Below are 26,069 nucleotides of genomic sequence, written 5' to 3' on the forward strand. Positions count from 1 at the left end.
ATTCTAAGATGCAGCGCAGTTTAGTGGACTATCTAAAGATTAGCCTCAAAGGTATGGCTATGGGAGCCGCAGATGTTGTTCCCGGTGTCTCCGGAGGAACTATCGCTTTTATATCAGGTATTTATGAAGAATTGATCACCACTATTAGCGGTGTGAATCTCGGGCTACTGTCAACCTGGAAGTCTGATGGTTTTAAAGCCATGTGGAAAGAACTCAATGGTAATTTTATTTTGGCTCTTTTCGCAGGTATCCTGGTAAGCGTTTTTAGTGTGATGCGTCTGGCGAATTACCTGCTCGAAAACCACCCGGTTCTCATCTGGTCCTTTTTCTTCGGATTGGTGATAGCGAGCATCTGGTTTGTAGGAAAACAAATTCCCAGGTGGAACTGGAAAATTTTTGCCGCGCTTCTAGCCGGTGCTGCTGTTGCCTTTTATATCGTTAGCCTTCCTCCCCTGTCAGCCAGCAATTCCTATTTGTTTTTATTTTTTGCTGGAGCAGTTGCTGTTTGTGCGATGATCCTTCCCGGAATTTCAGGAGCGTTTATTCTGGTTTTGCTGGGTGCGTATAAATCCATTACCGAAGCGGCTCACGACTTTGACCTTAAGACCATAGGGATTGTAGGTGTTGGAGCTGTATTTGGCCTGCTTACATTTTCCAAGATCTTGAAATGGCTGTTTGTGCATTACAGCAGTATCACTCTTGCAGTTTTAACCGGATTTATTGCTGGTTCACTGAATAAGATCTGGCCCTGGAAAGAAACATTGGAAACGGCGATGTATGGAGATAAAGAGGTCGTTCTGAAGGAAGCTTCAGTCCTGCCCTGGAATTTTGACGGTGATCCACAAACAGTATGGTCGGTAGTATTGATGCTGGCCGGATTCTTCCTTATACTAGGTTTGGAAATACTGGCAGGCAACAAACCCGAAAATGCCAATGCAGCAGACTAGGACCTTCACAGATAAGTTCCTGCTGGTCATGAAAGGCCTGGCTATGGGCGCTGCGAACAAGGTTCCAGGCGTATCTGGTGGAGTTGTTGCTTTTGTCGCTGGCTTCTATGAAGAGTTCATTTATTCCTTACAAAAAGTCAATCTGAAAGCCTTTAAACTACTTATTTCGGGTAGATTCAGAAGTTTATATCACTACGTTAACGGCAAGTTCCTGTTCCTTTTAATCCTCGGAATGCTGGTGAGCTATTTTAGTGTTTCCAAGATCCTGGATTATTTGATCATACATTACGAATTGTATGTCTGGTCTGCTTTCTTCGGAATGATCATTGGCTCCATCTATTACATTAGCAAAGATTTTGAAGACTGGGACCGCAATTCCATCGTTTTTGCGGTGCTGGGGATTATCGCGGGAATAGCCATTAGTTTCCTGGAGCCTGCCAGAGAAAATGACAATCTCTGGTTCGTTTTTATCTGCGGAATGATTAGTGTGTCTGGAATGACCCTTCCCGGCCTCTCAGGCAGCTTTATTTTAATTCTGGTAGGTAATTATGTTTTGCTACTCGTAGACTCCGTCAATGCGCTTTACGATACCATGGCTGATGTTCTCACGCTGGACTTCTCCTGGACTGCAGATGCTGAAAGAATTCATATGCTAAAGGTTTTGGCGGTATTCGCAATTGGTTCCCTGGCTGGACTGGTTTCCCTATCACATCTATTAGGCTATGTTCTCAAAAAAAGGAAAAAAGAAACCTTTGCGGTGATTATTGGATTTATTACAGGCTCCCTTGGAGTAGTTTGGCCCTGGAAAGAAAAGGTCTATAAAATTGGCGCACAGGGAAAGATTTTAATCGACAGGAATGGGAACAAGGTAATCGATAATTACGATCGATACTGGCCACATTTTGATCAACTGGAAACTTTCGCGGCAATTTTCTTCATAGGAATAGGCATTAGTATTGTGCTTGGACTCGCCTGGTATGAAAAAATCACTTCAGAAAAATGAGAACTTTTGGACTTGTTGGTAAAGACATCGACTATTCTTTTTCCAGGAACTACTTCAGCAGGAAATTCAGCAATGAAAATATAAATGCCAGGTATATCAATTTCGATCTTGAAAATATAAATCAATTCCCTGAAATTTTTAAAACCACAGAGGTTTCAGGAATGAATGTGACGATCCCATATAAGGAAAAAGTGATTCCATTTCTGGATCAACTCGACCCGGAAGCTGAAAAGATTGGAGCTGTAAATACCATCAAAATTTCTGAACAAGGTGAACTCACCGGGTATAATACAGATCACTTTGGCTTTCAAAAATCACTCGAAAAACACTTGGAAAGTTTCCATACCTCTGCTTTAATTCTTGGTACCGGAGGAGCGTCAAAAGCCGTTGCATATGCTCTTGACAAACTGTCAGTTCCCTTCACTTTTATCTCCAGAATTGCTTCGGAAAATAGTCTATCTTATGATGAACTGAATGTTGAATTGATTAATAGTAACAAACTGGTTATCAATACAACTCCTTTAGGCACTTTTCCAGATACAGATCGTTATCCTCCAATCCCATTGGAAGGTATTTCCAGCCAGCATCTTATCTTTGATCTTATCTATAATCCAGAGGAAACCATGCTGATGCAGCTGGCTTCTCAACGTGGTGCTAAGACTATCAATGGTTACCAGATGCTAGAACTGCAGGCTGAGAAAAGCTGGTCAATCTGGAATACCTGAATTCAATTTCATAGCTATATATGATTTATAAATAGAATCATTCCCTTGTCCAATTTTGGTGGAGTTGTTATCTTTCAGAATAATTCGATTTTGAAGAACCTTAACATTGGAAGATATGTCCACTACAGAAAATGAGAACAAGAAAAATGAAATGTCTGAGAACCACGAAATGGACTCCATGCAGCCCTCCCGTTCTACAGATCATTCTTTGAATGAACCGCAGGAAAACTCTGAAAATCTTCAGAAGCAATCTGAACAAAAAGGTGATACTGGCACAGACCATGAAGATGCTATCGTGAATGAATCTGCTTCTGGAAAGGCAACTTCAGATCAGAAAAAACTTGAACAAATAGATCCCGATAAAGATCCATATACAGCCATGGAAGGTGATGGAGATACCTATCCTGTTAAGAAAAGCTCAGAATCGGCAGAACCTGAAAACAAAACTGTACGAAAAGTTTCAAATTCGACAGATCATGAGGACGCTATGATCTCGGAATCGGAAACCAGAAGGCCAGAGGCAACATCAGAAGAACAGGATGAAGATCTTAATAGTGATATAGGCGAGGCAGTGGTTGGTGAAAACCAGAAGAGTTCCGGCAATCATGAAGAGGATATGGATAATGCGGTTGCGGAAGATAGCGAAGATGAAAGTGCCGGAGAGAGGCACGCGATCGAGAAAAAAGACTATCATTCCATGAGTAAGGAAGCACTGGTTGATGAACTGGAAAAATTGCTAAAGACTGAAAAAGTGCAGGCGATCAAAGAACATGTTCAGGAAATCAGAACAGAATTCAACGCTAAGTACGATGAAGAACTGGAAGAGAAAAAAGAAGAATTTCTCGCTGAAGGTGGGAATATAATTGACTTCCACTACTCTACCCCGCTCAATAAAAGATTTAGTTCCATCTACTTCGATTATCGGGAAAAGAGAAACGATTATTACAAACGCCTTAAAAAAGATCTTAACCAGAACCTCAGCATACGTCTGGAACTTATTGAGGAATTAAAAGGATTACTTGGTGTAGAGGAAAATATTAATACCACCTACAATCATTTCAAAGAAATCCAGGATAAATGGCGTACTGCCGGACCAATTCCACGAGACAGATATAACAATGTATGGAACACCTATCACCATCATGTTGAGAATTTCTATGATTTTCTACATTTAAACCGGGAATTCAGAGATCTGGACTTCAAGCATAATCTTGAGCAAAAACTTAAGGTGATAGACCGCGCTGAAGAATTGGCGCAGGAAAAAGATACCAATCGTTCTTTCCGTGAACTACAGATGCTACATAAAATGTGGAAAGAAGAACTGGGTCCAGTAGCCAAGGAATATCGCGAGGATATCTGGAAGCGGTTTAGTGCTGCCACCAAGCAAATTCACGATCGCCGCCAGGCATATTATTCACAGCTAGACGAACAATACGAGAAGAACTGGGAAAACAAGCGAGATATCATCGTGAAGATAAAAGAGATCGCAGAGCAGGATTTTGACAGCCACAACAAATGGCAGCAAAGCATCAAACAAATTGAAGCGTTGCGCGAAGAATTCTTTAAGGCGGGAAAGGTTCCCAGGAGCAAGAATCAGGAAACCTGGAACGAGTTCAAGAAACATGTTCGAAAATTCAATCGCAAGAAAAATGCGTATTACAAGAACTTAAAAAAGCAGCAATACGATAATCTTGAGAAAAAGAAAGAACTTATTAAAATTGCGGAAGATAACATGAATAGCGATGACTTTAAAACGGTCACGCCTCTCATGAAGAAAATCCAGAACGACTGGAAGAAAGTTGGACACGTGCCCCGAAAAGACAGCGATAAGGTCTGGAAACAGTTCAAAAAGGCCTGTAACCATTATTTTGATCGCATGCACGCGCAAAAGAACGAGGAGAACAAGGAAGAAGTGGAAGCTTTCGAAAAAAAGAAGGCTTTGCTGGATGATATGAAATCGATGGAACTTACTGGCACTAAAAAAGAAGATCTTACTGCCATCAAGGCTAAGATCGCGTCATGGAAAGATATTGGTCGGGTTCCTTACAACAAAAGATTTATCGAAGGAAAGTTTAACAAAGCGCTGGATCAACTCTTTAAAAAGCTCGATGTGGACAACACGAAAGCAGAGATGATGAAGTACGAGAACAAAATCCAGGCTCTGGATGATGCAGATGACGATAAGAAAATTAGGAATGAACACTATTTCCTTACCAAGAAGATCGAAGAAACCAGGAGTGAGATCAGGCAGCTTGAAAACAATCTACAGTTCTTCAGCAATGTAGATAATGACAATCCACTGGTACGGGATGTACATAAAAATATCGCTCAGCATAAAGCAGATCTTGAGGTATGGCAGGAAAAACTTGCCAAGATCAAAACTCTGTACTAATTTAAAATCAAATTACAGCCTGTTTTTCCAAGATTACATATGACAGGCTGTAATATTCAAGAACAACCGGAAAAGGAGTGATGCCTAACAATAGGCTTTGCTGAGCTGTCCAATCACTTAAATATGGGAGAAGTAACAGCAGAGAAAAATGAGCAGATCGCGAAAATGAGTTTTGGATCTGTTTATCCGCATTATCTGAACAGGATAGAAAAGAACGGCAGGACAAAAGAAGAACTTGACTGTGTAATTTCATGGTTTACAGGTTTCAACCAGGACCAATTAGAATCTTTTATTAACGGTCAGGCCACATTCAAGGATTTTTTTGAAGAAGCCAGAATCCATCAAAATGCCCACATGATCAAAGGCGTTGTGTGCGGATATCGTATTGAAGAGATTCCTGAAGAATTTGCCTTGTATCGCGATTGTAGAAAAATGGAAAAGCTGATCGATGAATTAGCCAAAGGCCGAAAAATGGAAAAGATCTTAAGAAAATGACTGAAACCGCGATGAAATTAAGGTTACATTAGCTATCAGGTATCGTCTGTATCTTGACGCTGTTTATAAGACTTCAACTGATGATTAAATTGTCTACTTTTCATTTGGATGAATGCAAATTTCAGCAAACATCCACTCCGGATTTATATTCTTTTATAGGAACCTTCTGAATGATTCACACGTGAATTATTCAGAAAATTTACCTCTGAGCAATAATGTAGAATTTGCTACATAACTATCTTCCAACAAAACCGAAAGTTTGAAAAATTGACCGATCTCTATGAAAATAGCTGGTCTTTGCTAAAATAATATCTCGCATTATTATATTTTTAGAAATTGCGATTTGCTTTAACTTTCTTGGCCTCGTTCCAGAACACATCCATCTCAGCAAGACTCATATCTTTCAGTGATTTTCCTTGCTCTGCCGCTTTCTCTTCCAGATATTGAAATCGCTTAATGAACTTTTTGTTGGTACGCTCCAGGGCATTTTCAGGATTTACATTTAGAAAACGAGCATAGTTGATCATAGAAAACAGTACATCACCAAATTCTGCTTCAATCAGGTCACTGTTATCATCTGTTACCTCCGCTTCCAACTCTCTGAGTTCTTCCTGAAGTTTTTCAAATACCTGCTTAGGCTCTTCCCAGTCAAAGCCAACTCCTGCAACTTTATCCTGTATACGATTAGCTTTGACCATGGCTGGTAAAGATCTGGGCACTCCTTCCAGAACGCTTTTCTTACCTTCCTTCAATTTGAGGTTTTCCCAGTTTCGTTTTACCTCTTCTTCATCTGCGACGATCACATCCCCGTAAATATGAGGATGCCGATCTATAAGTTTATCACATATTCCATTCGCAACATCTGCGATATCGAAGTCATTCGTTTCACTTCCAATCTTTGAATAAAACACCAGATGTAATAATACATCTCCAAGTTCTTTCCGTATCTCTTCCATGTCTTTATCCAGAATGGCATCACCAAGCTCATAGGTTTCCTCAATGGTAAGATGACGAAGGGATTCCATGGTTTGTTTACGATCCCAGGGACATTTTTCCCGGAGCTCATCCATGATGGTTAATAGTCTGTCAAAAGCCTGGAGTTGATCTTGCCTGGAATTCATACTGAAAAACAATTTTTTCAAAAGTAATATATCAAAACCGTATGATAAACATGAACTGAAGTTTATTGCTTGCGATATCTATAACTGCAAGCTTCTATACAACCAATATAACTTATCTCCATTTCGCTTTCAGTAATGCTGACTACCCTGAAGGAGCGCATACTTTCTGTGTTATCTGTGCAAGTGAATGAAAGTTCGCTGTCATTGAGATTGAGACTGTAGGTTCCTGTTGAACATTCGTCCTGCGTAGCATTGAAATTACCATTAGAAAAAAATGTATATTCTGTACCATTTTCAACCGTTTGCCAGGTGGTCTCTCCGCCCGGGCTTACATATGCCTCGGTCAATTTCCAGGTTCCTGAAAGACTGTCTACTGTAAGGTCTACGATTAACAGACTATCATCACTACTGCTGCAGCTATTTAAAGAAATGGCTGCGACAAAAAGAAGGATTAATTCTCTCATTTTCATTGATTTGATTCATTAGGTAGATGCAAATAATTGAGAAAGGTTGCGTAAACAAAAAAAGCTTCTCATTTCTGAGAAGCTTTGTGAGGGTGGAAGACCGGTTTCGAACCGGCGACCTCCGGAACCACAATCCGGCGCTCTAACCAGCTGAGCTACAACCACCATTTGATTAGCGGTTGCAAATGTAAGTTATTTGTACAATTCAGCAAAGAAAAAAATTCAATTAAATGAGGTCAAATACAGAATCTACTGCTACATAGCGATCTACATTGTACCCTTCAGCATGATCAGTATTGATAAGCCTTCCCATATCCTGTGCCCTGTATGTAATGCTATCCAGGAAGTTACTACTGGAGATGGGTGTTTCCGGCTCTTTACTGTCTTCGCTATAAAATTGCGATCTGTATGCTTTTACTGATTCAATTTTTTTGTCCAGAAAACCTGTAATATCCACTACAAAATCTGGTTTTAGATTCTTCCATTGGATATAATGAAACACATGTTTAGGTCGCCATGCATTCTGACTCTCACCATTCATAATGGTCTCGATCTTGCGCAAACCACTTAAAAAACAGGCATCACTAGCTAATTTCGCGGCTTTCCCATGATCGATATGCCTGTCATCTACTGCGTTGCACAAAACAATTTCTGGCTGATATTTTCTTATCATCTTAATGATCTCCATTTGATGGGAAGTGTTGTTAGTAAAAAATGCATCACTAAACTCAAGATTCTCGCGAACCTCAACTCCCAAAACCTTGGCTGCTGCAGCTGCTTCCTGATCTCGGATCTCTGCCGTTCCCCTCGTACCAAGTTCTCCCCTGGTAAGATCAAGAATTCCAACCTTTTTTCCTCTGCTAATCTCTTTTGCAATGGTACCGGCACAACTCAATTCTACATCATCTGGGTGTGCCCCGATCGCAAGTATATCTAATTTCATAAAGTATTATTTGGTATTTGCTATAGCCTGCTCGAGGTCGTTCTTGATATCCTCGAACTCTTCTATTCCAACAGAGAATCTTAGTAGATTATCCTTGATGCCCTGCTGAGCTCTTTCTTCCTCGGTTAACAAACCATGACTTGTTTTGGAAGGTAAGAGAATGGTACTTTCCACTCCGGCCAGACTCATGGAAGGTTTTATTAGTTTTAGAGATTTCATGAAATGTTGCACGTCGATCTCAGCATTCAGTTCGAATGACATCATTCCTCCAAAACCCGACATTTGTTTTGCTGCCAGTTCATGATCTGGATGATCTTTTAAACCTGGATAATAGACATTTGCTACGCTGGGATGTGTACTTAAATACCCGGCAAGTTGCATGGCGTTCGCATTTTGAGCTTTAACACGTAAACCCATTGTTTTAATACTTCTTTCCAGTAACCAGACCGTATAATCGCTTAAACTCCCACCAAAATTCTTCGCCATTTGAAAGATGCGGTCCATATGATCTTCTGAGCTTATGGCAGTTCCAGCCAGGATATCACTATGCCCTCCCATATATTTTGTTGCAGAATGCAGAACGATATCTATCCCCAGATCCAACGGATTCTGATTCACTGGTGAAGCGAATGTATTATCGATCATACTAACGAGTCCGTGCTTTTTAGCTAGTTTAGCTACTCCTTCGATATCTGTGATCTTCAGCAACGGGTTAGATGGTGTTTCTATATAAATTACCTTTGTATTCTCCCTGATTTCAGATTCTAAAGAAGCTATGGTAGAATCCTTGGCAAAAGTATATTCTATTCCGAATTTGGCGAACTCTTCTACCGCAAGATTACTGGTTCCTCCGTAAAGTGCATCTGGAAAAACAACGTGATCACCAGACCTTAAAAACGCCATTAATGAAGTGCTCACTGCGGCCATTCCGCTTCCGAAGATCAATGCAGCTTCTCCATGTTCCAGCGCAGCCATTTTTTTAGCAAGGGCTACCTGGTTGGGAGTGTTAAAATATCTGGGATAACGTTTTGTTTCCACATCTTCAAAAGCGTATGATGTTGCCATGTACAGCGGCGAAACAGCACCTTTAAACTGGGTATCTTCCAGTTCTCCGGTATGTGTGCATATAGTATTGATTCCTTTAGAATCGCTCATAATTAAAGTTTCAAGATTGAGCTCCTAAGGTACTAAGAATTCTTTGAAAGCAATGGTTTACCTGAAACTTGACAATGATCAATTCAACACGTTAAGAATAGTTAAACCTACCAGGCATTAGCCTTCTGAAAGCTATATTTTAAGTAAATTTCCAAAAAAGACAGAAATGAAGAATATAAAAGCTTTCGGCGCCAAATCAAACGATGCCGATCTTGAGAAAATGGAAATTGAACGCAGGGAAATTCTTGCTAATGATGTAAAGATAGAAATAGATTATTGCGGAGTTTGCCATAGTGATATTCACCAGGTAAGAAATGATTGGGGAAACAGTAAATATCCAGTGGTACCAGGCCATGAAATTATAGGACGTGTAGTAGAAGTTGGTGCCGATGTGAAAAACTTTAAGCAGGGTGATCTTGTGGGGGTTGGATGTATGGTGGATTCGTGCCAGGAATGTCAATCCTGTGAAGACGGGCTTGAGCAGTATTGTGAAAATGGTATGACCGCTACTTATAATGGAAAAGATGAACATTTAGGAGGTCATACCTTTGGCGGATATTCAGAGATGGTAGTGGTTCGAGAAAAATTCGTCCTTAAAGTGCCAGAGAATCTGGATACAAAAGCTGTTGCACCTTTATTGTGCGCTGGAATTACGACCTGGTCCCCACTTAGGCAATGGAATGTGAAAAAAGGTGATAAAGTTGGTGTTGTTGGACTTGGTGGTCTTGGACATATGGGAGTGAAATTCGCTCACGCTCTGGGTGCTCACGTGGTCATGATCACTACTTCTCCTGCGAAAGCTGAAGATGCAAAATCTTTGGGTGCAGATGAAGTCTTGATATCCAAGGATGAGGACGAAATGAAGAAACACGCGAACTCATTCGATTTTATTTTAAATACAGTTCCTGTTGGTCATGACACGAATCCTTATGTCGCTCTGCTCAAAAGAGATGCAACCATGACGTTAGTTGGTGCGATCGATGAAGTTGATATACATGGTGGAGGACTCATCATGGGAAGAAAAAGACTTGCAGGCTCGCTGATTGGCGGAATAAAGGAAACTCAGGAAATGCTGGATTTCTGTGGAGAGCATAATATTGTTTCAGATATCGAAATGATCGATATGGATTCTATTAATACTGCTTTTGACAGAGTCGTAAAATCTGATGTAAAGTATAGATTTGTAATCGACATGAAATCATTGAAATACTAGATATGGGACTACTATCCTCTTTGTTAGGTAATGCAGGAGCACTGGAGAAAACCGTTATTCAGGAGAAATATGGCAAATTGCTGATACCTTCTGAAGATGTTATAGCTGGCTTCAAGATTATTAGAGATACTTTCATTTTTACCAATAAACGCCTCATCATCGTGGATGTTCAGGGTCTTACTGGTAGCAAAGTGGAGTATTTCACAGTGCTGTACAAAAGCATCACGCGCTTTAGCGTGGAAACTGCAGGCAGCTTTGATCTGGATGCAGAACTTAAGATCTGGATTTCTGGACAACAGTCTCCAAGTATTACTAAAAAGTTCAACAAGAGTGTTGATATATATGAAGTACAGAAGTTACTCGCTGAGTACACCTTGTAAATAAGGATAGTTTAATAGAATATGAAAGCCACTGTAATCTCAGTGGCTTTTTTATGTCATGTGCTAAGCTTCCTGGTCCAGCCTGTTCTCGCTTTCTTTTCTTTGCCAGGGAAATCTGCCTTCAATTTCAAGTTCTATGGAAAGGCTTAGAAAGGTTCTAATCAGGACAATGATTCCCAGGGAGATCACTTCCTCCAATGTTGGTCTTGTCACAACGGTTGCGATGATATCTGCAGCGACCAGGATTTCGAGTCCAAGAAGAATTGCTTTTCCTAGTTCCTGTCTTAGTAATTTATAAGACCTGCTTCCATGTCCTTGCTTTGCCAGGGCATATTTGAATAGTGCGATGATCGTGCCCAGAAGTATTACCACCACTCCGGCAACTTCAATAAATTTAGCGGCATACTCGATATATAAACCTATTTCCTCCATAAACTATTCTTCTGAAGCTAATTTTTTATAAACTCCATTGGTCCACCCGAATCCATCCTGGGTGGGATATTCCCCACCTCCACTCTCTTTCGAAAGGTCCAGTACATTGTATTTCTCTGTCATTTTATAAGTTCTATCGTATACCTCCCGGTTGATCTTAAGCCATCTCTTTTTTATCTCTTCGGAAAGTTCCAGATGCTCATAATTCCTCAACCCCCGTATAGTGATCCACTGCAAAGGAGCCCAGCCATTTGGTGCATCCCACTGCTGTCCGGTATTATAAGGCGTAGTTACAACTCCACCCGGTCTCAGGAATTCTTCTTTGATTCTTATAGCCACCTTACCTGCCTGCTGTTCATCTGCGATCTGAAAAAACAAAGGATACATTGCTGCCAAAGATAGGTTTCCCGTAAATTCCTGATTTTCGAAATTGTAATCCTGGAAAAACTCGAGTTCAGAATCCCAGAAGTACGTCTTGATCGCCTCCGCCCTATCGTCTGCCAGCTTCCCATAACTAGCCGATATTTCATGTTCTCCTGAAATTTTTGCTGTCCTGGAGATGGTCTTTTCCAGTTTGTACAATAGCGCGTTCAGATCTACAGGTAAAATGGAAGTCGTACGAATACTTGAAAGTTTGAACTCGTTTTCTTCATTTCTCACCAGCCATCTGCTGGAATAATCCCAACCGGACTCTGCACCCGCTCTTAGATTACGGTAGATTTCTTCTTTCTTCAAATCTAGGTTTCTTTTTAAAGCGATTTCCGCAGTTTCCAGATCTTCCCGGTAGCTTTCTGGTCTGGGTGTCGCGAATTGATCATAATACCGGTTCAGCACGGTACCATCCTCCAGCATAACAACTCTATGCAGCGCATTTCCTGGATTTAACTGGCTTGCGCCTTTCATCCAGAAGCTATGTTCTTTTTCCAGTGCTCCCAGAAATTCTGCATAAACCTGCTCACCTTCAATATCAGCCAGTATTTCGACCATAAGCGAAAAAAAGGGTGGCTGGGATCTTCCGAGGTAATAGGTGCGGTTCCCATTCGGAATAAAACCCAATTCATCGATCAGGAACGCAAAGTTTTCCACCATGTTCCTGATGACTTCATTTTCGTCATCCACCTGCAATCCTAACATGGTAAAATAACTATCCCAGTAATAAACCTCACGAAATCTACCTCCAGGCACTATATAATTATTTGGCAACGGAATCAGGGTCCCGGAAATACTATCATTTGCAGGCCTTTTCAGCTCTTCCCATAAACTCTTTATGTGGTTACCTATCTGCAGACTATCACTTTTAAAATCCTGATCGGCTTCAGGAATTTCAAAATGTTGATTCAGGAAAGTTTTCAAACCGGCAGTAGTGGTATCCTCCAGCATATCGTAACGTTGCCTGATTAGGCCTACATTATATTTGGGAATCGCATCAACGAAGGTTTTACTATCCTGGAAAATAGCTCTTGTTTGCACGTCATAAAATAAATTTCCGTAGAGCTCGGCAGGCGGCAGAATTTCAATATTCTCATTTTTTTCAACTACAGCCGGTTCCGGACTGGACTTACAGGCATAGAAAGTGCTCATGAGGCCTAGCAGAAAAATTTTGAAATATCTTCGGAAGTTCATAATGCAGCGTTTAAGATCTATAAATATAAAGAAATAGATACGTGTAAAGGTTCGCTACTCAAAGCTTCTTTATATTTTTGAATTACGAAACAACAATCATGGAGATACTCAATTGGGATAAAAAGTATGCTGAGGAATTTGAAAAGATGAACCTGCACTGGCTAAATGAATTCTTTTATGTAGAACCACATGATGAAGAGGTTCTGGGAAACCCTGAGAAATTCATTATTGAACCGGGTGGCAAGATCTTCTATGTAAAGAAAGATGGTTCAATAGTGGCTTGTGTTGCCTTGATGAAGATAGAAGATAGAGTTTTCGAGCTAACAAAAATGGCAGTAAAACCAGCATTTCGCGGGCAGAAGATTGGACATTTTCTTATAGAACATGCCCTACAGTTTGCCAAAGAAAGCGGCTGGAGTAAATTGATCATTTATTCTAATAGAAAACTCGCAAATGCCATCCATTTATATCGCAAATATGGATTTAAAGAAATTCCTATCGAGAAGGATAATCCTTATGCCCGTGGTGATATTAAAATGTCATTAATCCTTTCATAATTCTTTATTAAACCAAACAGTCAAAGGCAGTTGCAGCCTTATCTTAGGCAAAAAATTGACTATGAAAAATTTGGCTACTCTAATTGCTGCGGGTTTAATACTTGTAGGTTGTAAAGATCAGGGCCAGGAAAATGAAAGTAGTAAGGATACTCTTGCAGAGAATAGTGCAGAAGTAAATCTGCCTTACGATCAGGATTCACTGGATCTTCAAATTGAACCAATTTCACATGCTACTGCTGTTTTCAAGTGGGGAGACAAAACTTTTTATACAGATCCAGTTGGCGGTGCCGAAGCGTTTGAAAATAAAGAAAGACCTGATTTTATTTTGATCACAGACATACACGGAGATCATATGAATGCCGAGACACTAATGGCGATTGGTATTGATAGTGTCACTGTAATCGTACCGCAGGCGGTTAAAGACAAGTTACCTGCAGAACTAAAAGCAAATTACGTTGTATTAAACAACGGAGAATCCAGAGATTTTATGGGAATAAATATAAAAGCCATTCCTATGTATAATTTACCACAATCTAAAGATGCCATGCATGTAAAGGGTCGTGGAAACGGCTATGTTCTTGAACGAAATGGCAAAAGACTTTATATCTCTGGTGATACAGAAGATATCCCGGAAATGAGAAATCTTGAAAATATTGATGTAGCTCTGGTTTCCATGAATTTACCCTACACCATGCCAGTAGATCGTGCTGCGAAGGGCGTTCTCGCATTCAAACCCAGAAAAGTAATTCCGTACCATTATCGAGGTAAAAACGGACTTTCAGATGTGGAAGAATTTAAACGCCTTGTCAATGAAGAGAATTCGAAGATTGAAGTAGAACTGATGGACTGGTACCCGGAAAGATCGAAATAGTATCGTATCAAAATTAGAAGTCGCTCTTCAGATTAATAAGCTTTTATATTTTGATAAATTTTTAGTTGGCTAAAACAAATTCAACAATAATATCATCAAGCATTTTTATTAATCTGGGAAGCGACTTTTAAGTTATTCATTCTCATATCTTTAAATATAAGCTTTCTTCTTTATTTAGAACGAATCTTTTTTAGTTCAATTGCCTGAAAGATTTATATTTTAGAAAACTTTATGATTTAGTTGTCAGCTGAATTCAGCCATGGACTCTCATTCTTTGCAAATTTGAATGGCTAATTAATATTATTAATTTATACTTCGTTACAAAATTTAAAGGTAGATGACTCTAGTATCTGATACTTCTTATCGGAAATTTTAATTAAGGAGGAATTAGTTTATTGAAACAAAAAACCCGGCTAAATGGCCGGGTTTTTCTATGACTTAAATTGAAGTTCTTAAGAAAGTACTTCCTGAACTTTGTCTGCTGCTTCCTGGAATTGTACTGCGCTGTAAACTTTTAGTCCACTATTATCAATCAGTTCCTTAGCGATATCTGCATTTGTTCCCTGTAATCTTACAATGATTGGCACATTCATCGCATCTCCCATATTCTTGGAAGCGTCTACTATTCCCTGTGCTACACGATCACATCTTACAATCCCTCCGAAGATATTCACCAAGATTGCTTCTACCTTATCATCTTTTAAGATTAATCTAAAAGCTTCTTCCACTCGCTTGGCATCAGCTGTTCCACCAACATCAAGGAAGTTTGCCGGTTCTCCACCTGCCTGCTTGATAAGATCCATAGTTGCCATAGCAAGTCCTGCACCGTTTACCATACATCCAACGTTCCCGTCAAGATCTACGTAGTTCAATCCAACTTCTCTTGCTTCAACTTCCGTAGCATTTTCTTCACGAACGTCACGCATTTCAGCATAGTCCTTGTGACGGAAAAGTGCATTATCATCCAAAGTCACCTTTGCATCTACCGCCATAATCTTATCATCACTTGTTTTCAAAACCGGGTTGATCTCGAAAAGTGAAGAATCAGATTTTTCAAAAGCTTCATACAGAGACATTACGAATTTGGTCATTTCTTTAAATGCCTTCCCGCTAAGTCCAAGATTGAAAGCGATTCTACGTGCCTGGAATCCAAGTAATCCCGTAGATGGATCGATTTCTTCAGTGAATATAAGGTCTGGAGTTTCTTCAGCAACGGTTTCAATATCCATTCCACCTTCGGTAGAATACATGATCATGTTACGGCCGGTAGCTCTGTTTAAAAGAACAGACATATAATATTCTTCCGGCTCACTGTCTCCAGGATAGTAAACATCTTCAGCAACTAAAACCTGGTGTACCTTTTTCCCTTCCGCAGAAGTTTGAGGTGTTACAAGATTCATCCCGATGATCTCTCCGGCAATCTCTTCTACTTCTTTCAGGTTTTTGGCAAGTTTCACACCACCACCTTTACCACGTCCACCAGCATGAACCTGTGCTTTGATCACATGCCATCCAGTACCAGTTTGCTCGGTAAGTGCTTTTGCAGCCTCTACTGCTTCTTTAGCGTTTCTTGCTACGGTTCCACGTTGAATGCGGACTCCAAAGCTGCTTAAAATTTCTTTTCCTTGATATTCGTGTATATTCATAATCAGCTATTTCTTCTGTATTTATTATGGACAGCAAAAGTAACAAATACATACTATTGTACCAATCTTTTTTGAGCTTCTTAACGATAGCCTAATACTCGGAAATTCTTATTACGCAGGGCTTTTGAAATATCTTCGGAAAAACGAAAAGGTTATCGCAGAAATCTGATCTATAACTAGCAAGGCATTCTATTCTCATTTAAATTTGCCCCTTAATATTTTCTAATGAAAAAGGCATTATTAGCATTGGCAATTGGTGGTTTTGGAATAGGGATGACCGAGTTTGTGATTATGGGAATTTTGCCTGAGATCGCAACTGCCCTGGAGGTTTCCATCCCGGTAGCCGGACATTTTATCTCGGCTTATGCCCTTGGAGTAGTCGTTGGCGCGCCCCTGCTTACAATTTTTGGAAACAAATGGCCGCCTCAAAAGACACTTCTTGGTCTTATGGTTTGGTTCACCATATTCAATACCCTGTCTGCTTTTGCAAATTCTTACGAGCTTTTAATGCTCGCCAGGTTTCTTTCCGGTCTTCCCCATGGAGCATTCTTCGGAATTGGCGCTGTAGTGGCCGGCAAACTGGCCAGCCCCGGCAAGGAAGCCCAGGCCATTGCAATGATGTTCACCGGGTTAACGGTCGCCAACGTCATAGGGGTTCCGCTTGGCACCTGGCTGGGACAAAATTTTAGCTGGGGAATTGCGTTTCTTGCGGTTGGAATCGTGGGGATTTGTGCAATTCTTAGCATCAAATTCTGGATGCCCGAAGTTAAAATTGCCAATGCCGGCGGAATGAAAGAAGAATTAAGATTACTTCGGAAACCAGAACTCTGGATGGTTATCCTTCTAACAACTATAGGAACTGGTGGCTTTTTCGCCTGGTACAGCTATATAGCTCCGCTAATTACAGATGTCGCAGGTCATTCTGAAGGTGTTGTAAGTTATGCGATGATCCTTGCCGGTTTAGGAATGGTCGCCGGAAACTTTCTGGGTGCGAAACTGGCTGAGATGTTCAGTCCGATCAAAGCAGTTATTATAGCCCTGATCCTTATGGTAACAGCGCTTTTAGTAAATACTTTTGTGGCTTACGACCAGATTGGGGTGCTTGTAACCACTTTTGTAATTCCGGTGATCGCATTTTGTATTGCCACCCCTATACAAATGGCGGTAATTAATACTGCCAAAGGCTCTGAGATGTTAGGCTCCTCTCTTAATCAAAGTGCTTTTAATATGGGGAATGCCAGTGGTGCCTATCTTGCCGGGCTACCTATCGCTTACGGGTATGGAATTGTATCTGCCCAATATGTGGGAGCCGTGATGGCAGGTATTGGAATTTTCATTGGAATTGGCGTTATCCTTATGCGCAAAAGGCAGGCTTCTCTTCAAGTTACCAATTAGGAATACACATATTTAACAAAAGGTATAAATTGGTTATATTTAAAATTGATCTAGGGTAACTTTTGCAAAACGCTGTAGTTTTACGGCAAATTAGGAATAGAAATGACACATAAGGATCTACTCACTGTAGCAAATGATTTTGGCAGCCCGGTTTACGTTTATGATGCTGATAAGATTATCTCTCAATATCAGAGGTTAACCAATGCTTTTAAAGTGGATGAACTAAGAATTCATTACGCTGTAAAAGCTCTTTCCAATATCTCCATCCTTAAACTACTTAATTCTCTGGGTTGCGGTTTGGATACCGTATCGATTCAGGAAGTAAAACTGGGAATCAAGGCAGGTGTGTCTCCCAGTAAGATCATTTACACTCCTAATGGGGTTTCTCTTGAAGAAATCGAGGAAGTAGTTAAGCTCGGTGCCCAGATCAACATTGATAATCTTTCCATTTTGGAACAGTTTGGAAGCAGGCATCCTGAAATTCCTGTCTGCATTCGTATTAATCCTCATGTAATGGCAGGTGGAAATTCAAAGATCTCTGTTGGTCATATTGATTCCAAGTTCGGGATTAGTATCCACCAAATGCCGCACCTACTTAGAATAGTAGAAAATACAGGAATGCATATTAACGGTATCCATATGCATACCGGTAGTGATATTCTTGATATCGGTGTTTTTCTGCATGCTTCTGAAATACTTTTTGAAGCAGCTAGAAATTTTAAAGAACTTGAATTCATCGATTTTGGTAGCGGCTTTAAAGTTCCTTACCGTCCAGGTGATATAGAAACAGATATTGAAGATCTTGGCGAACAACTTACGCAGAAGTTCAAGGCTTTTTGTAAAGAATATGGGCGTGACCTGGCGCTGGCTTTTGAACCCGGAAAATACCTGGTAAGTGAAGCTGGAAATTTCCTGGCTAAAGTGAATGTTATCAAACAAACCACCTCAACGGTGTTTGCCGGTATAGACTCAGGTTTTAATCATTTGATCAGGCCCATGTTCTACGGTTCACATCATGAAATTACCAATATTAGCAACCCTGATGCCAAGAACAGGTTCTATAGTGTTGTAGGATACATTTGTGAAACTGATACTTTCGGGAATAACAGGCGTATTTCTGAAATCAGGGAAGGTGATATTTTAAGTTTCAGCAATGCCGGGGCTTACTGCTTCAGCATGGCCAGTAATTTTAATTCCAGGTTAAGACCTGCGGAAGTTTTGTGGCATAATAACCAGGCGCATCTTATTCGGGAGCGGGAAGTATTTGAAGATCTTACCAGGCACCAGATTGAACTTGATTTCGAAAACGTTACAACTGAAGTTTCAGAAGTTCAAAGTTAGACTACATAAAGGTAGATGGACATAAAATGGCAAAATGTCCCCAGTAATACGAACACATGAAATATGGCGTGATTAAACGGTAGATTCTTCAGCATAAAAAGGACGGCGCCAACAGTATAGGAAACTCCGCCTGCTCCCAGCCACCATAAACCTTGTGCACTTAGATTCTCCAGCATGGAATTGCCCGCAAAGACAATGATCCAGCCCATGGCTACATACATGATCGTTGATAGAAGCTGGTATTTTCCTGTGAAGAAAAACTTCAGAATAACTCCTGCGAGTGCGATCAACCAGACAGTCCATAAAATGATATTCCCAATTTGTCCGGGCAAAGTGATCACGGCAAAGGGTGTGTAGGTTCCTGCTATCAAAATGTAAATTGAAGCGTGATCCAGTATATTCAACTTCGCTCTTTTCTGATGATCTTTAGCGCTATGATATAAAGTACTCGCCGCATATAACAGGATCATACTGCCTCCAAATACTGAAAAACTTACAAGATAAGCTGAGGAATCAAATTCTAATGCGCGCTCGGTAAGCAGGAAGAGGGCAAGGATACTCAGCAGAAAACCTATTCCGTGGGAAATAATATTGAGACGCTCTTCTGCTGGAGGATAATATTTTGGATCTTTATTCACTGGCACGGTAACAAATTTAATCTTTTTGGGAAAGTCCTTACAGGTTTCTTAAACAATCCTGTTACGCGGGAATTTTTACCAGTGTCACCACACCGCTGGCGTCTGTCCTGTTCCTTATCTCAAAGCTGTATTTCTCTTTGTATAGATTTTTTAAGCGATCGTCAATATTTCGTAAACCCACCCCTTTTTCCAGCAACTCTGCGTGTGAAAGTTGTAAAGGCTCCCCGTCATTCTCCACCTTGATGATAAGGTATCCCCTTACCTGCCGTATCTCTATCAAAATATGAAGATCTGTATGATCATAGGAATACCCGTGCTTGATCGAGTTCTCTATCATAGGCTGCAGCAACATTGCGGGAATCTTCTTTGATAACAATTTTCCATCTATATTTTTTTCGATGCTTAGATGATCTGAAAACCGGACATTTAGGATATTGAGATAATACTCCAGAATCCTAAGCTCCTCATCCAGACTTATCCGGTTTCTATCACTTTGGTAAAGAATCTCACGTAGAAAATCGCTTAGATCTGCAATGGTATCCTTCGCTTTGTTACGATCAAGGTCTGTCAGCACCGCAATACTGTTTAGCGTATTGAACAGAAAATGTGGTTGCAGCTGGGAAGAAAGCATGCGCATCCTGGTATTCATTAACTGACTTTCCAGTTTCGAGTGTCGCTTCTCTGCTTCTTTTACCTGCCGAAGATAATAATAGGTATAGATGATAAAGGTCATCGCGAAATAGATCAGAAAATTTAGGTCAAGAACATAGACGAAGGCGTTCACACTCTTCCGAAGATCAAATTCTGCAAGACTTATTCTACCGGCTATTATGGAATAGAAATCAAAAACCAGCCTGATGATGATACCTATTAAAATGGAGAACAGGGTATGTATGGAAATGATCTTTACCCATGAATAGTTCTTGTTAAGAAATCTCTTGGTACTCATCGCAATGAGCGTCATGTAGCTTACCACGATGATATAATCAAATAACATGTTGAAGACAAGAAAGTCATGCCAGTTGAAAAGTTCCATTTCCTTGGGCATGAATTTCTGCATATACGCAGTTTTTGCAATATGTATCAAATCAAACATCAGGTAGAAACCGGCGAGAAGAAGCACCAGCTTGAAATCTATATACTTTTGTTTAAGTTCATGAAGACTCATTAGATTCCGATTTTATCAAGAAATTCTTTTTTATGAGATTTACTAACGTGAAGTAATTCTCCTGAGATCATTTTTGCATCGATCTCAGAATAGTCTGAATGTATGATCTCATGTACAAAATTGAGGTTGACGATCGTAGACCTGTGTATCCTCACAAAATTGTGATCCAGGATCTCTTCCAGATTATTCAGCGATTCGCGTAACACATGCTTCCTTTCATTTACATGAATTTCAGCATAATAACCAGATGCCTGTATGTAATGTATTTCCCGGGGATCTACCAGCGAAGTCTTGTTGCCTTGTTTAACGGGTATTTTGGCGACCGAATTTAAATGCAGGGTACTTTTCGAGTATTCGTGAAAAAGTTCTACGAGTCGTTTTTCAAAATTCTCTTCAGCTTCAGAAGTAGTTGTATTCAATACTTTTTTAATAGTTTTAAAGAATCGCTCATCCTTGAATGGTTTCAGAAGAAAATCAAAAGCTTCTGCATCAAAGGCCTTCAATGCATAAGTATCATAAGCCGTGACAAAGATCACGATTGGTTTGGGCTGTATCTCAATCTTTTTGAGTACATCAAAGCCATTCATATCCTTCATATTTATATCGAGAAATATAAGATCTGGCTTTTCCTGATTGATCTTTTCAATAGCGGTTTTGCCATTGGAACATTCTCCCAGGATATCTATTTGAGCAATATCTTCCAGGAGATTGACAACACGTTTACGTGCTAATTCCTCATCATCGATGATCAAGGCTTTCATATTCAATGTTTTTGGCCTCTACAAGTTATCATTATTTCTAATAAGTAAAACTGCCGGGGCTTTTTGTAATTATGTATGTATAGAATCGCAATTTTGTGATTACCGAATAAAGGGCTGCCGAACTTACCCGACAGCCCTCTGACTAACTAACTACTAACCTGCTTTTAGTTACTCGCTACCGAAACACTGGATAATGTTCTCGGGTCAAGTTTAACCGTTCGCTTTTGATTTGCATTTTCTAACTTGATCTTATACATCTCTTTATTCACTAAATCCCCTTTTCCTGAAGCAATATAATTGTTTGAAATCACGCTCCAGCCCTTGTTAGAATTGTAAAGTTCTGTTCTTAGTTCTGCTGGTAAAACAATGTTCCTGAATTTCTGACTGGTTCTTTGCAGCACTCCATTTTTGTCAAATTCTGCCGAAAGGTAGCCTTTATCGCTTCGGAAGGTGACCTGGTAAGAAACAAAGTTCTCACTGGCGAGTTCTTCCAGCATCGCATTAATATCCAGGTTGGATTTCATAAAGGCCATGGGGTTCTTTTCGAATTCTCCAGAACTTTTTTCACTCACAGCATAAGTGAAACCATCTCCAGTTCTAACAAATTTTGCTTTGTTCGTTTCCAGACGAACTTCAGCCTCGTCCAATTCAATTTCCTGTGCATTTCCAAATGCTGTTACTGCGATAAGTAATACTGAAATAAATAAAGTCTTCATAATGTACGTTTTTTGAATGATGAATAATGATTTATTGATATCACTAAACTACATCCAAATTAGAGTCAGAATAAAGTGAATGATCTGGAAAACAGTATTTAAGAATTAAAACCCCTGGAAAGAGATATAAAAGAAGATTACATTACCTGAATCAATTATGGAAAGGAGACTGGTGTTCAATGCATCAATTTAATCGTTCAGGGCAAAAACAATGTGATTGACAGCTTCCCAACTTAAAAAAGAAGGTAACCCAATCGGTGATTTAGATATGAATGACGCCCAGAAGTCTATGCCGATTTTACGTGCTTCCGAACTTTACGCAGTGAGTTCAGCTCGCGTTTGTACGATTTGATCAACTTTTCCTGTTTGGAATTGTCCTTTCTCAATTGATAATAGATGGCTCCAATAACGGTAATCGCCGCAACCATTACTGAACAAAATAATATGATGTCCACTTTGGATTTTTTTATAATTAGATCTTTTTACGGGGGCCGATAAAGATAAACACCAAAGCCACTTAACCTCTTAATTTTTAGTTAATTAACTACCCTAAAAACACAAAAAGGAGAACACACCAGGTATGATCTCCTTTTTCTTATTTGAATAAACTACTGCTTAATAAAGTACTCGGAATCTAATGGTTCCTTCAATTCCTTTCAATTCTTTGATCACGGTATCATCGTATGCTTTATCGATATCTGTAATTACATAACCAATGGTTTCGTTCGTTTTCAGGTACTGCCCAACGATATTGATATCATTAGCTGCCAGTATCCTGTTAATATGAGCGATAATACCAGGTTTGTTATGGTGAATATGGATAAGCCTGTGGGCATTTTCAAGAATTGGAAGTTGCAGATTCGGGAAATTTACAGAATTCGTTGTGCTTCCTGTATTAATGTAATTAATGATCTTTCCCGGTACGAAATTTCCAATATTTTCCTGAGCTTCTTCCGTAGAACCTCCAATGTGGGGAGTAAGGATTAGATTTGGCAATCCTCTCAATGGTGATTCAAACTCCTCCTGGTTTGTTTTAGGCTCCTTTGGAAACACGTCTACACCCGCTCCAATGATCCTCTTGCTTTCCATATACCTGCGTAAGGCATCCACATCTACTACCTGTCCCCTGGCAAGATTCAGGAAAACACTTCCTTCTTTCATCCAGCCAAATTGCTTATCACCAATCATATTGGTATTTTCCTTGCGACCATCCACGTGCAGCGTGACAATATCCACTTTTTCGAAAAGCTCTTTCAGGCTATTGCATTTCGTGGCATTCCCCAAAGCAAGACGTTCCACCAGGTCATAGTAATACACATCAAAGCCTATAGCCTCTGCCACCACCGATAACTGTGATCCAATATTCCCGTAACCAACGATTCCCAGTTTCTTCCCACGGGTTTCGTAGCTCCCTTTAGCCGATTTGTTCCACTCGCCCCGATGCATTTCTGCAATTCGATCGGGCAGATTTCTCATGAGCAGGATGATCTCTCCTATCGCCAGTTCCACTACAGACCTGGTATTACTATAAGGCGCATTGAAAACCGCGACTCCTTTTTTAAGACAGGCTTCCAGATCGATCTGGTTCGTCCCGATACAAAACGCCCCTACAGCGATAAGCCGGTTTGCGTTTTCCAGCACCTTTGCAGTAAGATTGGTCTTGGACCTGATCCCGAGAATGGAAACATCCTTGATCTTTTCGGCGAGTTCCTGCTCGTCCAGAGCTCCGGAAACTGTTTCTACATTATAGCCTTCTTCTTTCATCAAGGTTACAGCATCTGCATGTACATTTTCAAGAAGTAATACTTTGATTCGATTCTTAGGGTATGATATTGCTTTGTTCATTTTGTGTAAATATAGAAATTCGTCCAGGCTGGGAGTTACATGATCTGCTTTTTCAAGTACCTCTCCTCGTTGAACATTTTCAGTAAAAGCGTAAAATTTATTGGCCAGTCCTGCCGCCTTGATCTCATAATCATTATAGCCATCTCCAATCACGTAAACATCGCCCTGAAGATCCATTTGCTTCAGCAGGGCTACTTTGCCATTGCTTGAAGATAACACATTATCCCTGTCAAAGCCAGTGATATGTCCATTTTCAGAAGTAAAAGTATTGGCATAAACATTTTCTTCTCTAACTCCAAGTTCCTTTACAATAGGAACGATGATCTCCTTAAAACCATTGGAAACAATGTAAATCTGATCTTTGTTTTCCTGAAAAAAGGCTTCATTTCTCACAAAAGAAACAGAAACTTTGCTTTTAAGGTCTTCAATCACCTGTGGGATCATTCGCATCTCAGCTTCCAGTATCTCCAGTCTTTGTTCCAGGGATTCGCGAAAACCAATCTTTCCCGCCATGGCAAGATCTGTAAGCTCGGTTAATCGCTGTAATTTTTTTGCCTTTTCAGGATGCGATTTTAAACTGATCTCGCCCAGCACATCCAATGCTTCTACCTGCGTAAAAGTACTGTCAAAATCGATAACATAATGTCGGTTTTCCTTCATGTCAGGATATCATTCGGTTGAAAATAGGTATAAAACTAGTTGTTTTCTGAAGATTTAAAAATGCCAAATTCCTTCTATTTTTACTGAATTAGCATATTCTCAATTTCAGTTTAAAATTTTGATGTAATCTAAAAAACGATAGCAGAATTAAGGTTTCGCCTGGTATTAATGCAATGATTGCAGAAAGAATCCCACTTTAAACCTTATCCTTCCAATACTTCGATCACTCCTAATGCTGCCCGTTCACCACTAAGTATGGCAGCATTTTGTGAACCATTGAGCAGTTGATCTCCGGCAAGAAAAACCTGCGTGCTCAAACGAGTTTCTGTAGATTGTAATTCATACTGAATATCTCTAAGATCTGGTAGCGCCTTTGGAATAAAGAACTGTTTTAAAAATTTGATCGTTCTAATACCAAATTCAGTTTTCAGTTCTTCGGAAACTTTCTCCACGAGTTCTTCTTCGCTATAATCCACATCACGAACTATAGTGGCCGAAAGCAGCTTTCCTGCTGAAGAATTTTTGTTTGAAATTGAGGAGTGGTAAAAAATATTGTTGACCAGCTTATCTTTATCAGACTGCAAACCGATGGTCGCATCACCAATCACATCTTCTTCTACGGTAAAATAAAGACATCGACATGCCTTCCAGGCCTGCTTTTGCCCACGAAGATTGGCTACCATCGAACTTGCTTCCGTAGCGATAATGGTAAAATGAGATTTCACCTGTTCACCGTTTTCCAGCGTCAGTACATCATCGGTTACCTGCTTGATCCTGGAATTAAAATTCACCTTGGTGGTCTTCAGCCTTTTATATAGCTGCATTGGGATCGCGTTAATTCCATCTTTCGGGATGACCGCATCGCCTTCACCAAACATTTTATAGACGAACTCGAACATTCTGCTGGAAGTGTTCAAATCTGGTTCAAGAAAAATTCCGGAGAAAAAAGGTCTGAAAAAATTACTGATCATCTTTTCTGAAAATCCTTTGTCCTGAAGGTATTGCAGCGTCGTGGTTTCTTTCTTCTTAAAGATTTCGTGCAGACTTAATTTCTTGAGCTCAAGGTTTAACTGAAGCACTTTCAACTTATCTGAAATTGATCCAACACTGGAAAAAATGGTTGGAAACAAAGCTGAAAAATCCCTCGTAGGATCGCCAATTCTGGTACTTTTCCCTTTTTGATAGATCACAGCTCCGGGTTTCAGCTTTTGAAGCTGCAGTGCTTCCAGATCAAGATATTGCTGAATTTTTGGATACTGACTCAACATTACCTGAAAACCTCTGTCCAGCTGGTATCCATCTACTTCAAAAGTTCGCAACCTTCCTCCTACGTGGCTTTCAGCTTCATAAATCGTAGGTTGATATCCATGATCTTCAAGCACCATGGCGGCAACGAGTCCGCTCAAACCAGCTCCGATAATATTTATATTGTAATCTTCCTTTTCCATAACATCTCAAATGTAAAACTAAAAAGCAGCAGAAGGTTCTATAGAATTGTTAACATTCTCAAGATTACTACTTTAAAAACGCTATGAACTCACAGAAATTCATCACTGAAATTGTTGGTAAAAATCTGCT

General features: G+C 40.0%; 25 protein-coding genes and 1 tRNA gene. 11 read left to right on the plus strand and 15 right to left on the minus strand.

From position 1 onward, the window contains the following. The first annotated feature begins 8 nt into the window (after nucleotides 1-8). The 5 genes from G529_RS0106925 (at nucleotide 9) to G529_RS0106945 (ending at nucleotide 5,562) form a co-directional block, all read left to right on the plus strand. The gene (locus tag G529_RS0106925) at nucleotides 9-947 is read left to right on the plus strand and encodes a DUF368 domain-containing protein (protein WP_026914851.1); all 939 of its coding nucleotides are present in this window, start codon (nucleotides 9-11) and stop codon (nucleotides 945-947) included. Next, nucleotides 934-1,950: a DUF368 domain-containing protein gene (locus G529_RS0106930; protein ID WP_026914852.1), complete on the plus strand. Its 1,017-nt coding sequence runs from the start codon at nucleotides 934-936 to the stop codon at nucleotides 1,948-1,950. The genes G529_RS0106925 and G529_RS0106930 overlap by 14 nt, the downstream gene beginning before the upstream one ends. Next, nucleotides 1,947-2,675, plus strand: coding sequence for a shikimate dehydrogenase family protein (locus tag G529_RS0106935; protein ID WP_026914853.1), 729 nt, complete (start codon nucleotides 1,947-1,949; stop codon nucleotides 2,673-2,675). Before G529_RS0106930 ends, G529_RS0106935 begins: the two co-directional genes overlap by 4 nt. A 115-nt stretch (nucleotides 2,676-2,790) precedes the next feature. After that, a complete protein-coding gene (locus G529_RS0106940) occupies nucleotides 2,791-5,067 on the plus strand; it encodes a DUF349 domain-containing protein (protein ID WP_026914854.1) in 2,277 nt (758 codons plus the stop codon). Between the two features lie 123 nt (nucleotides 5,068-5,190). Next, nucleotides 5,191-5,562, plus strand: coding sequence for a DUF2200 domain-containing protein (locus G529_RS0106945; RefSeq protein ID WP_026914855.1), 372 nt, complete (start codon nucleotides 5,191-5,193; stop codon nucleotides 5,560-5,562). A gap of 329 nt (nucleotides 5,563-5,891) precedes the next feature. Here the strand turns inward: G529_RS0106945 and mazG are convergent, their stop codons facing one another. From mazG to G529_RS0106970, 5 genes are all read right to left on the minus strand, one after another. Then, nucleotides 5,892-6,683 (minus strand): nucleoside triphosphate pyrophosphohydrolase, encoded by a 792-nt coding sequence (gene mazG, locus G529_RS0106950; protein WP_026914856.1) that lies wholly within the window; start codon nucleotides 6,681-6,683, stop codon nucleotides 5,892-5,894. Between the two features lie 62 nt (nucleotides 6,684-6,745). Further along, nucleotides 6,746-7,147 (minus strand): lipocalin-like domain-containing protein, encoded by a 402-nt coding sequence (locus G529_RS0106955; protein ID WP_169513785.1) that lies wholly within the window; start codon nucleotides 7,145-7,147, stop codon nucleotides 6,746-6,748. A gap of 90 nt (nucleotides 7,148-7,237) precedes the next feature. Further along, nucleotides 7,238-7,313, minus strand: a tRNA-His gene (locus tag G529_RS0106960). Between the two features lie 60 nt (nucleotides 7,314-7,373). After that, nucleotides 7,374-8,090, minus strand: coding sequence for a bacillithiol biosynthesis deacetylase BshB1 (bshB1, locus tag G529_RS0106965; RefSeq protein WP_026914858.1), 717 nt, complete (start codon nucleotides 8,088-8,090; stop codon nucleotides 7,374-7,376). A gap of 6 nt (nucleotides 8,091-8,096) precedes the next feature. Further along, on the minus strand, nucleotides 8,097-9,245 hold the full coding sequence (locus G529_RS0106970) for a trans-sulfuration enzyme family protein (protein WP_035695746.1): 1,149 nt from the start codon (nucleotides 9,243-9,245) through the stop codon (nucleotides 8,097-8,099). 166 nt (nucleotides 9,246-9,411) lie between these two features. Here G529_RS0106970 and G529_RS0106975 point away from each other — a divergent pair, with 166 nt between their 5' ends. Together G529_RS0106975 and G529_RS0106980 are read left to right on the plus strand one after the other, a co-directional pair. Further along, complete coding sequence (locus G529_RS0106975; RefSeq protein WP_026914860.1) at nucleotides 9,412-10,458, plus strand: NAD(P)-dependent alcohol dehydrogenase; 1,047 nt, start codon at nucleotides 9,412-9,414, stop codon at nucleotides 10,456-10,458. Between the two features lie 2 nt (nucleotides 10,459-10,460). Continuing rightward, nucleotides 10,461-10,838 (plus strand): PH domain-containing protein, encoded by a 378-nt coding sequence (locus tag G529_RS0106980; protein WP_026914861.1) that lies wholly within the window; start codon nucleotides 10,461-10,463, stop codon nucleotides 10,836-10,838. A gap of 63 nt (nucleotides 10,839-10,901) precedes the next feature. Here G529_RS0106980 and G529_RS0106985 read toward each other — a convergent pair whose 3' ends face one another. Beyond that, a complete protein-coding gene (locus G529_RS0106985) occupies nucleotides 10,902-11,270 on the minus strand; it encodes a DUF1622 domain-containing protein (RefSeq protein WP_026914862.1) in 369 nt (122 codons plus the stop codon). Between the two features lie 3 nt (nucleotides 11,271-11,273). Further along, nucleotides 11,274-12,893 (minus strand): alpha,alpha-trehalase TreF, encoded by a 1,620-nt coding sequence (gene treF / locus G529_RS15570; RefSeq protein WP_084509754.1) that lies wholly within the window; start codon nucleotides 12,891-12,893, stop codon nucleotides 11,274-11,276. A 98-nt stretch (nucleotides 12,894-12,991) separates the two neighbouring features. Between treF and G529_RS0106995 the strand changes: the two genes are divergently transcribed. Both G529_RS0106995 and G529_RS0107000 read left to right on the plus strand, forming a co-directional pair. After that, nucleotides 12,992-13,450, plus strand: coding sequence for a GNAT family N-acetyltransferase (locus G529_RS0106995; protein ID WP_026914863.1), 459 nt, complete (start codon nucleotides 12,992-12,994; stop codon nucleotides 13,448-13,450). A gap of 61 nt (nucleotides 13,451-13,511) precedes the next feature. Further along, the gene (locus G529_RS0107000; RefSeq protein ID WP_026914864.1) at nucleotides 13,512-14,321 is read left to right on the plus strand and encodes an MBL fold metallo-hydrolase; all 810 of its coding nucleotides are present in this window, start codon (nucleotides 13,512-13,514) and stop codon (nucleotides 14,319-14,321) included. Nucleotides 14,322-14,773: 452 nt separating this feature from the next. Here G529_RS0107000 and sucC read toward each other — a convergent pair whose 3' ends face one another. Further along, entirely contained in the window at nucleotides 14,774-15,967 is a 1,194-nt protein-coding gene (gene sucC / locus G529_RS0107005) for an ADP-forming succinate--CoA ligase subunit beta (protein ID WP_026914865.1), read from the minus strand. Between the two features lie 225 nt (nucleotides 15,968-16,192). On the opposite strand from sucC, the gene G529_RS0107010 reads away from it, so the two are divergent. Both G529_RS0107010 and lysA read left to right on the plus strand, forming a co-directional pair. Continuing rightward, nucleotides 16,193-17,362 (plus strand): MFS transporter, encoded by a 1,170-nt coding sequence (locus tag G529_RS0107010; RefSeq protein ID WP_026914866.1) that lies wholly within the window; start codon nucleotides 16,193-16,195, stop codon nucleotides 17,360-17,362. Between the two features lie 102 nt (nucleotides 17,363-17,464). Continuing rightward, nucleotides 17,465-18,703, plus strand: coding sequence for a diaminopimelate decarboxylase (gene lysA / locus G529_RS0107015; RefSeq protein WP_026914867.1), 1,239 nt, complete (start codon nucleotides 17,465-17,467; stop codon nucleotides 18,701-18,703). Here the strand turns inward: lysA and trhA are convergent. From trhA to G529_RS0107050, 7 genes are all read right to left on the minus strand, one after another. Continuing rightward, nucleotides 18,700-19,347 carry a PAQR family membrane homeostasis protein TrhA gene (gene trhA / locus G529_RS0107020; RefSeq protein ID WP_026914868.1) on the minus strand — a complete coding sequence of 216 codons (648 nt, stop codon included), beginning with the start codon at nucleotides 19,345-19,347 and terminating at the stop codon, nucleotides 18,700-18,702. The genes lysA and trhA overlap by 4 nt on opposite strands. A 55-nt stretch (nucleotides 19,348-19,402) precedes the next feature. Continuing rightward, a complete protein-coding gene (locus G529_RS0107025; protein ID WP_026914869.1) occupies nucleotides 19,403-20,509 on the minus strand; it encodes a sensor histidine kinase in 1,107 nt (368 codons plus the stop codon). Next, a complete protein-coding gene (locus G529_RS0107030; protein WP_026914870.1) occupies nucleotides 20,509-21,270 on the minus strand; it encodes a LytR/AlgR family response regulator transcription factor in 762 nt (253 codons plus the stop codon). Before G529_RS0107030 ends, G529_RS0107025 begins: the two co-directional genes overlap by 1 nt. A 164-nt stretch (nucleotides 21,271-21,434) precedes the next feature. Beyond that, nucleotides 21,435-21,986 (minus strand): hypothetical protein, encoded by a 552-nt coding sequence (locus G529_RS0107035; RefSeq protein WP_026914871.1) that lies wholly within the window; start codon nucleotides 21,984-21,986, stop codon nucleotides 21,435-21,437. A 287-nt stretch (nucleotides 21,987-22,273) separates the two neighbouring features. Next, nucleotides 22,274-22,441: a hypothetical protein gene (locus tag G529_RS16495; protein WP_157514563.1), complete on the minus strand. Its 168-nt coding sequence runs from the start codon at nucleotides 22,439-22,441 to the stop codon at nucleotides 22,274-22,276. A gap of 160 nt (nucleotides 22,442-22,601) precedes the next feature. Then, a complete protein-coding gene (serA, locus tag G529_RS0107045) occupies nucleotides 22,602-24,491 on the minus strand; it encodes a phosphoglycerate dehydrogenase (RefSeq protein WP_026914872.1) in 1,890 nt (629 codons plus the stop codon). Nucleotides 24,492-24,694: 203 nt separating this feature from the next. Continuing rightward, nucleotides 24,695-25,939, minus strand: a complete 1,245-nt coding sequence (locus G529_RS0107050) for an NAD(P)/FAD-dependent oxidoreductase (RefSeq protein ID WP_026914873.1) — start codon at nucleotides 25,937-25,939, stop codon at nucleotides 24,695-24,697. Nucleotides 25,940-26,069: the final 130 nt, after the last annotated feature.

The sequence above is a fragment of the Christiangramia portivictoriae DSM 23547 genome, from assembly GCF_000423045.1.
In the GTDB taxonomy this organism is placed as follows: domain Bacteria; phylum Bacteroidota; class Bacteroidia; order Flavobacteriales; family Flavobacteriaceae; genus Christiangramia; species Christiangramia portivictoriae.

What these genes read in the sequence shown, in the direction of transcription:
- G529_RS0106925 (WP_026914851.1), top strand. Translation starts at nt 9, where the DNA reads ATGCAGCGCAGTTTAGTGGACTATCTAAAGATTAGCCTCAAAGGTATG.
- G529_RS0106930 (WP_026914852.1), top strand. Translation starts at nt 934, where the DNA reads ATGCAGCAGACTAGGACCTTCACAGATAAGTTCCTGCTGGTCATGAAA.
- G529_RS0106935 (WP_026914853.1), top strand. Translation starts at nt 1,947, where the DNA reads ATGAGAACTTTTGGACTTGTTGGTAAAGACATCGACTATTCTTTTTCC.
- G529_RS0106940 (WP_026914854.1), top strand. Translation starts at nt 2,791, where the DNA reads ATGTCCACTACAGAAAATGAGAACAAGAAAAATGAAATGTCTGAGAAC.
- G529_RS0106945 (WP_026914855.1), top strand. Translation starts at nt 5,191, where the DNA reads ATGGGAGAAGTAACAGCAGAGAAAAATGAGCAGATCGCGAAAATGAGT.
- mazG (WP_026914856.1), bottom strand. Translation starts at nt 6,683, where the DNA reads ATGAATTCCAGGCAAGATCAACTCCAGGCTTTTGACAGACTATTAACC.
- G529_RS0106955 (WP_169513785.1), bottom strand. Translation starts at nt 7,147, where the DNA reads ATGAGAGAATTAATCCTTCTTTTTGTCGCAGCCATTTCTTTAAATAGC.
- bshB1 (WP_026914858.1), bottom strand. Translation starts at nt 8,090, where the DNA reads ATGAAATTAGATATACTTGCGATCGGGGCACACCCAGATGATGTAGAA.
- G529_RS0106970 (WP_035695746.1), bottom strand. Translation starts at nt 9,245, where the DNA reads ATGAGCGATTCTAAAGGAATCAATACTATATGCACACATACCGGAGAA.
- G529_RS0106975 (WP_026914860.1), top strand. Translation starts at nt 9,412, where the DNA reads ATGAAGAATATAAAAGCTTTCGGCGCCAAATCAAACGATGCCGATCTT.
- G529_RS0106980 (WP_026914861.1), top strand. Translation starts at nt 10,461, where the DNA reads ATGGGACTACTATCCTCTTTGTTAGGTAATGCAGGAGCACTGGAGAAA.
- G529_RS0106985 (WP_026914862.1), bottom strand. Translation starts at nt 11,270, where the DNA reads ATGGAGGAAATAGGTTTATATATCGAGTATGCCGCTAAATTTATTGAA.
- treF (WP_084509754.1), bottom strand. Translation starts at nt 12,893, where the DNA reads ATGAACTTCCGAAGATATTTCAAAATTTTTCTGCTAGGCCTCATGAGC.
- G529_RS0106995 (WP_026914863.1), top strand. Translation starts at nt 12,992, where the DNA reads ATGGAGATACTCAATTGGGATAAAAAGTATGCTGAGGAATTTGAAAAG.
- G529_RS0107000 (WP_026914864.1), top strand. Translation starts at nt 13,512, where the DNA reads ATGAAAAATTTGGCTACTCTAATTGCTGCGGGTTTAATACTTGTAGGT.
- sucC (WP_026914865.1), bottom strand. Translation starts at nt 15,967, where the DNA reads ATGAATATACACGAATATCAAGGAAAAGAAATTTTAAGCAGCTTTGGA.
- G529_RS0107010 (WP_026914866.1), top strand. Translation starts at nt 16,193, where the DNA reads ATGAAAAAGGCATTATTAGCATTGGCAATTGGTGGTTTTGGAATAGGG.
- lysA (WP_026914867.1), top strand. Translation starts at nt 17,465, where the DNA reads ATGACACATAAGGATCTACTCACTGTAGCAAATGATTTTGGCAGCCCG.
- G529_RS0107025 (WP_026914869.1), bottom strand. Translation starts at nt 20,509, where the DNA reads ATGAGTCTTCATGAACTTAAACAAAAGTATATAGATTTCAAGCTGGTG.
- G529_RS0107030 (WP_026914870.1), bottom strand. Translation starts at nt 21,270, where the DNA reads ATGAAAGCCTTGATCATCGATGATGAGGAATTAGCACGTAAACGTGTT.
- G529_RS0107035 (WP_026914871.1), bottom strand. Translation starts at nt 21,986, where the DNA reads ATGAAGACTTTATTTATTTCAGTATTACTTATCGCAGTAACAGCATTT.
- serA (WP_026914872.1), bottom strand. Translation starts at nt 24,491, where the DNA reads ATGAAGGAAAACCGACATTATGTTATCGATTTTGACAGTACTTTTACG.
- G529_RS0107050 (WP_026914873.1), bottom strand. Translation starts at nt 25,939, where the DNA reads ATGGAAAAGGAAGATTACAATATAAATATTATCGGAGCTGGTTTGAGC.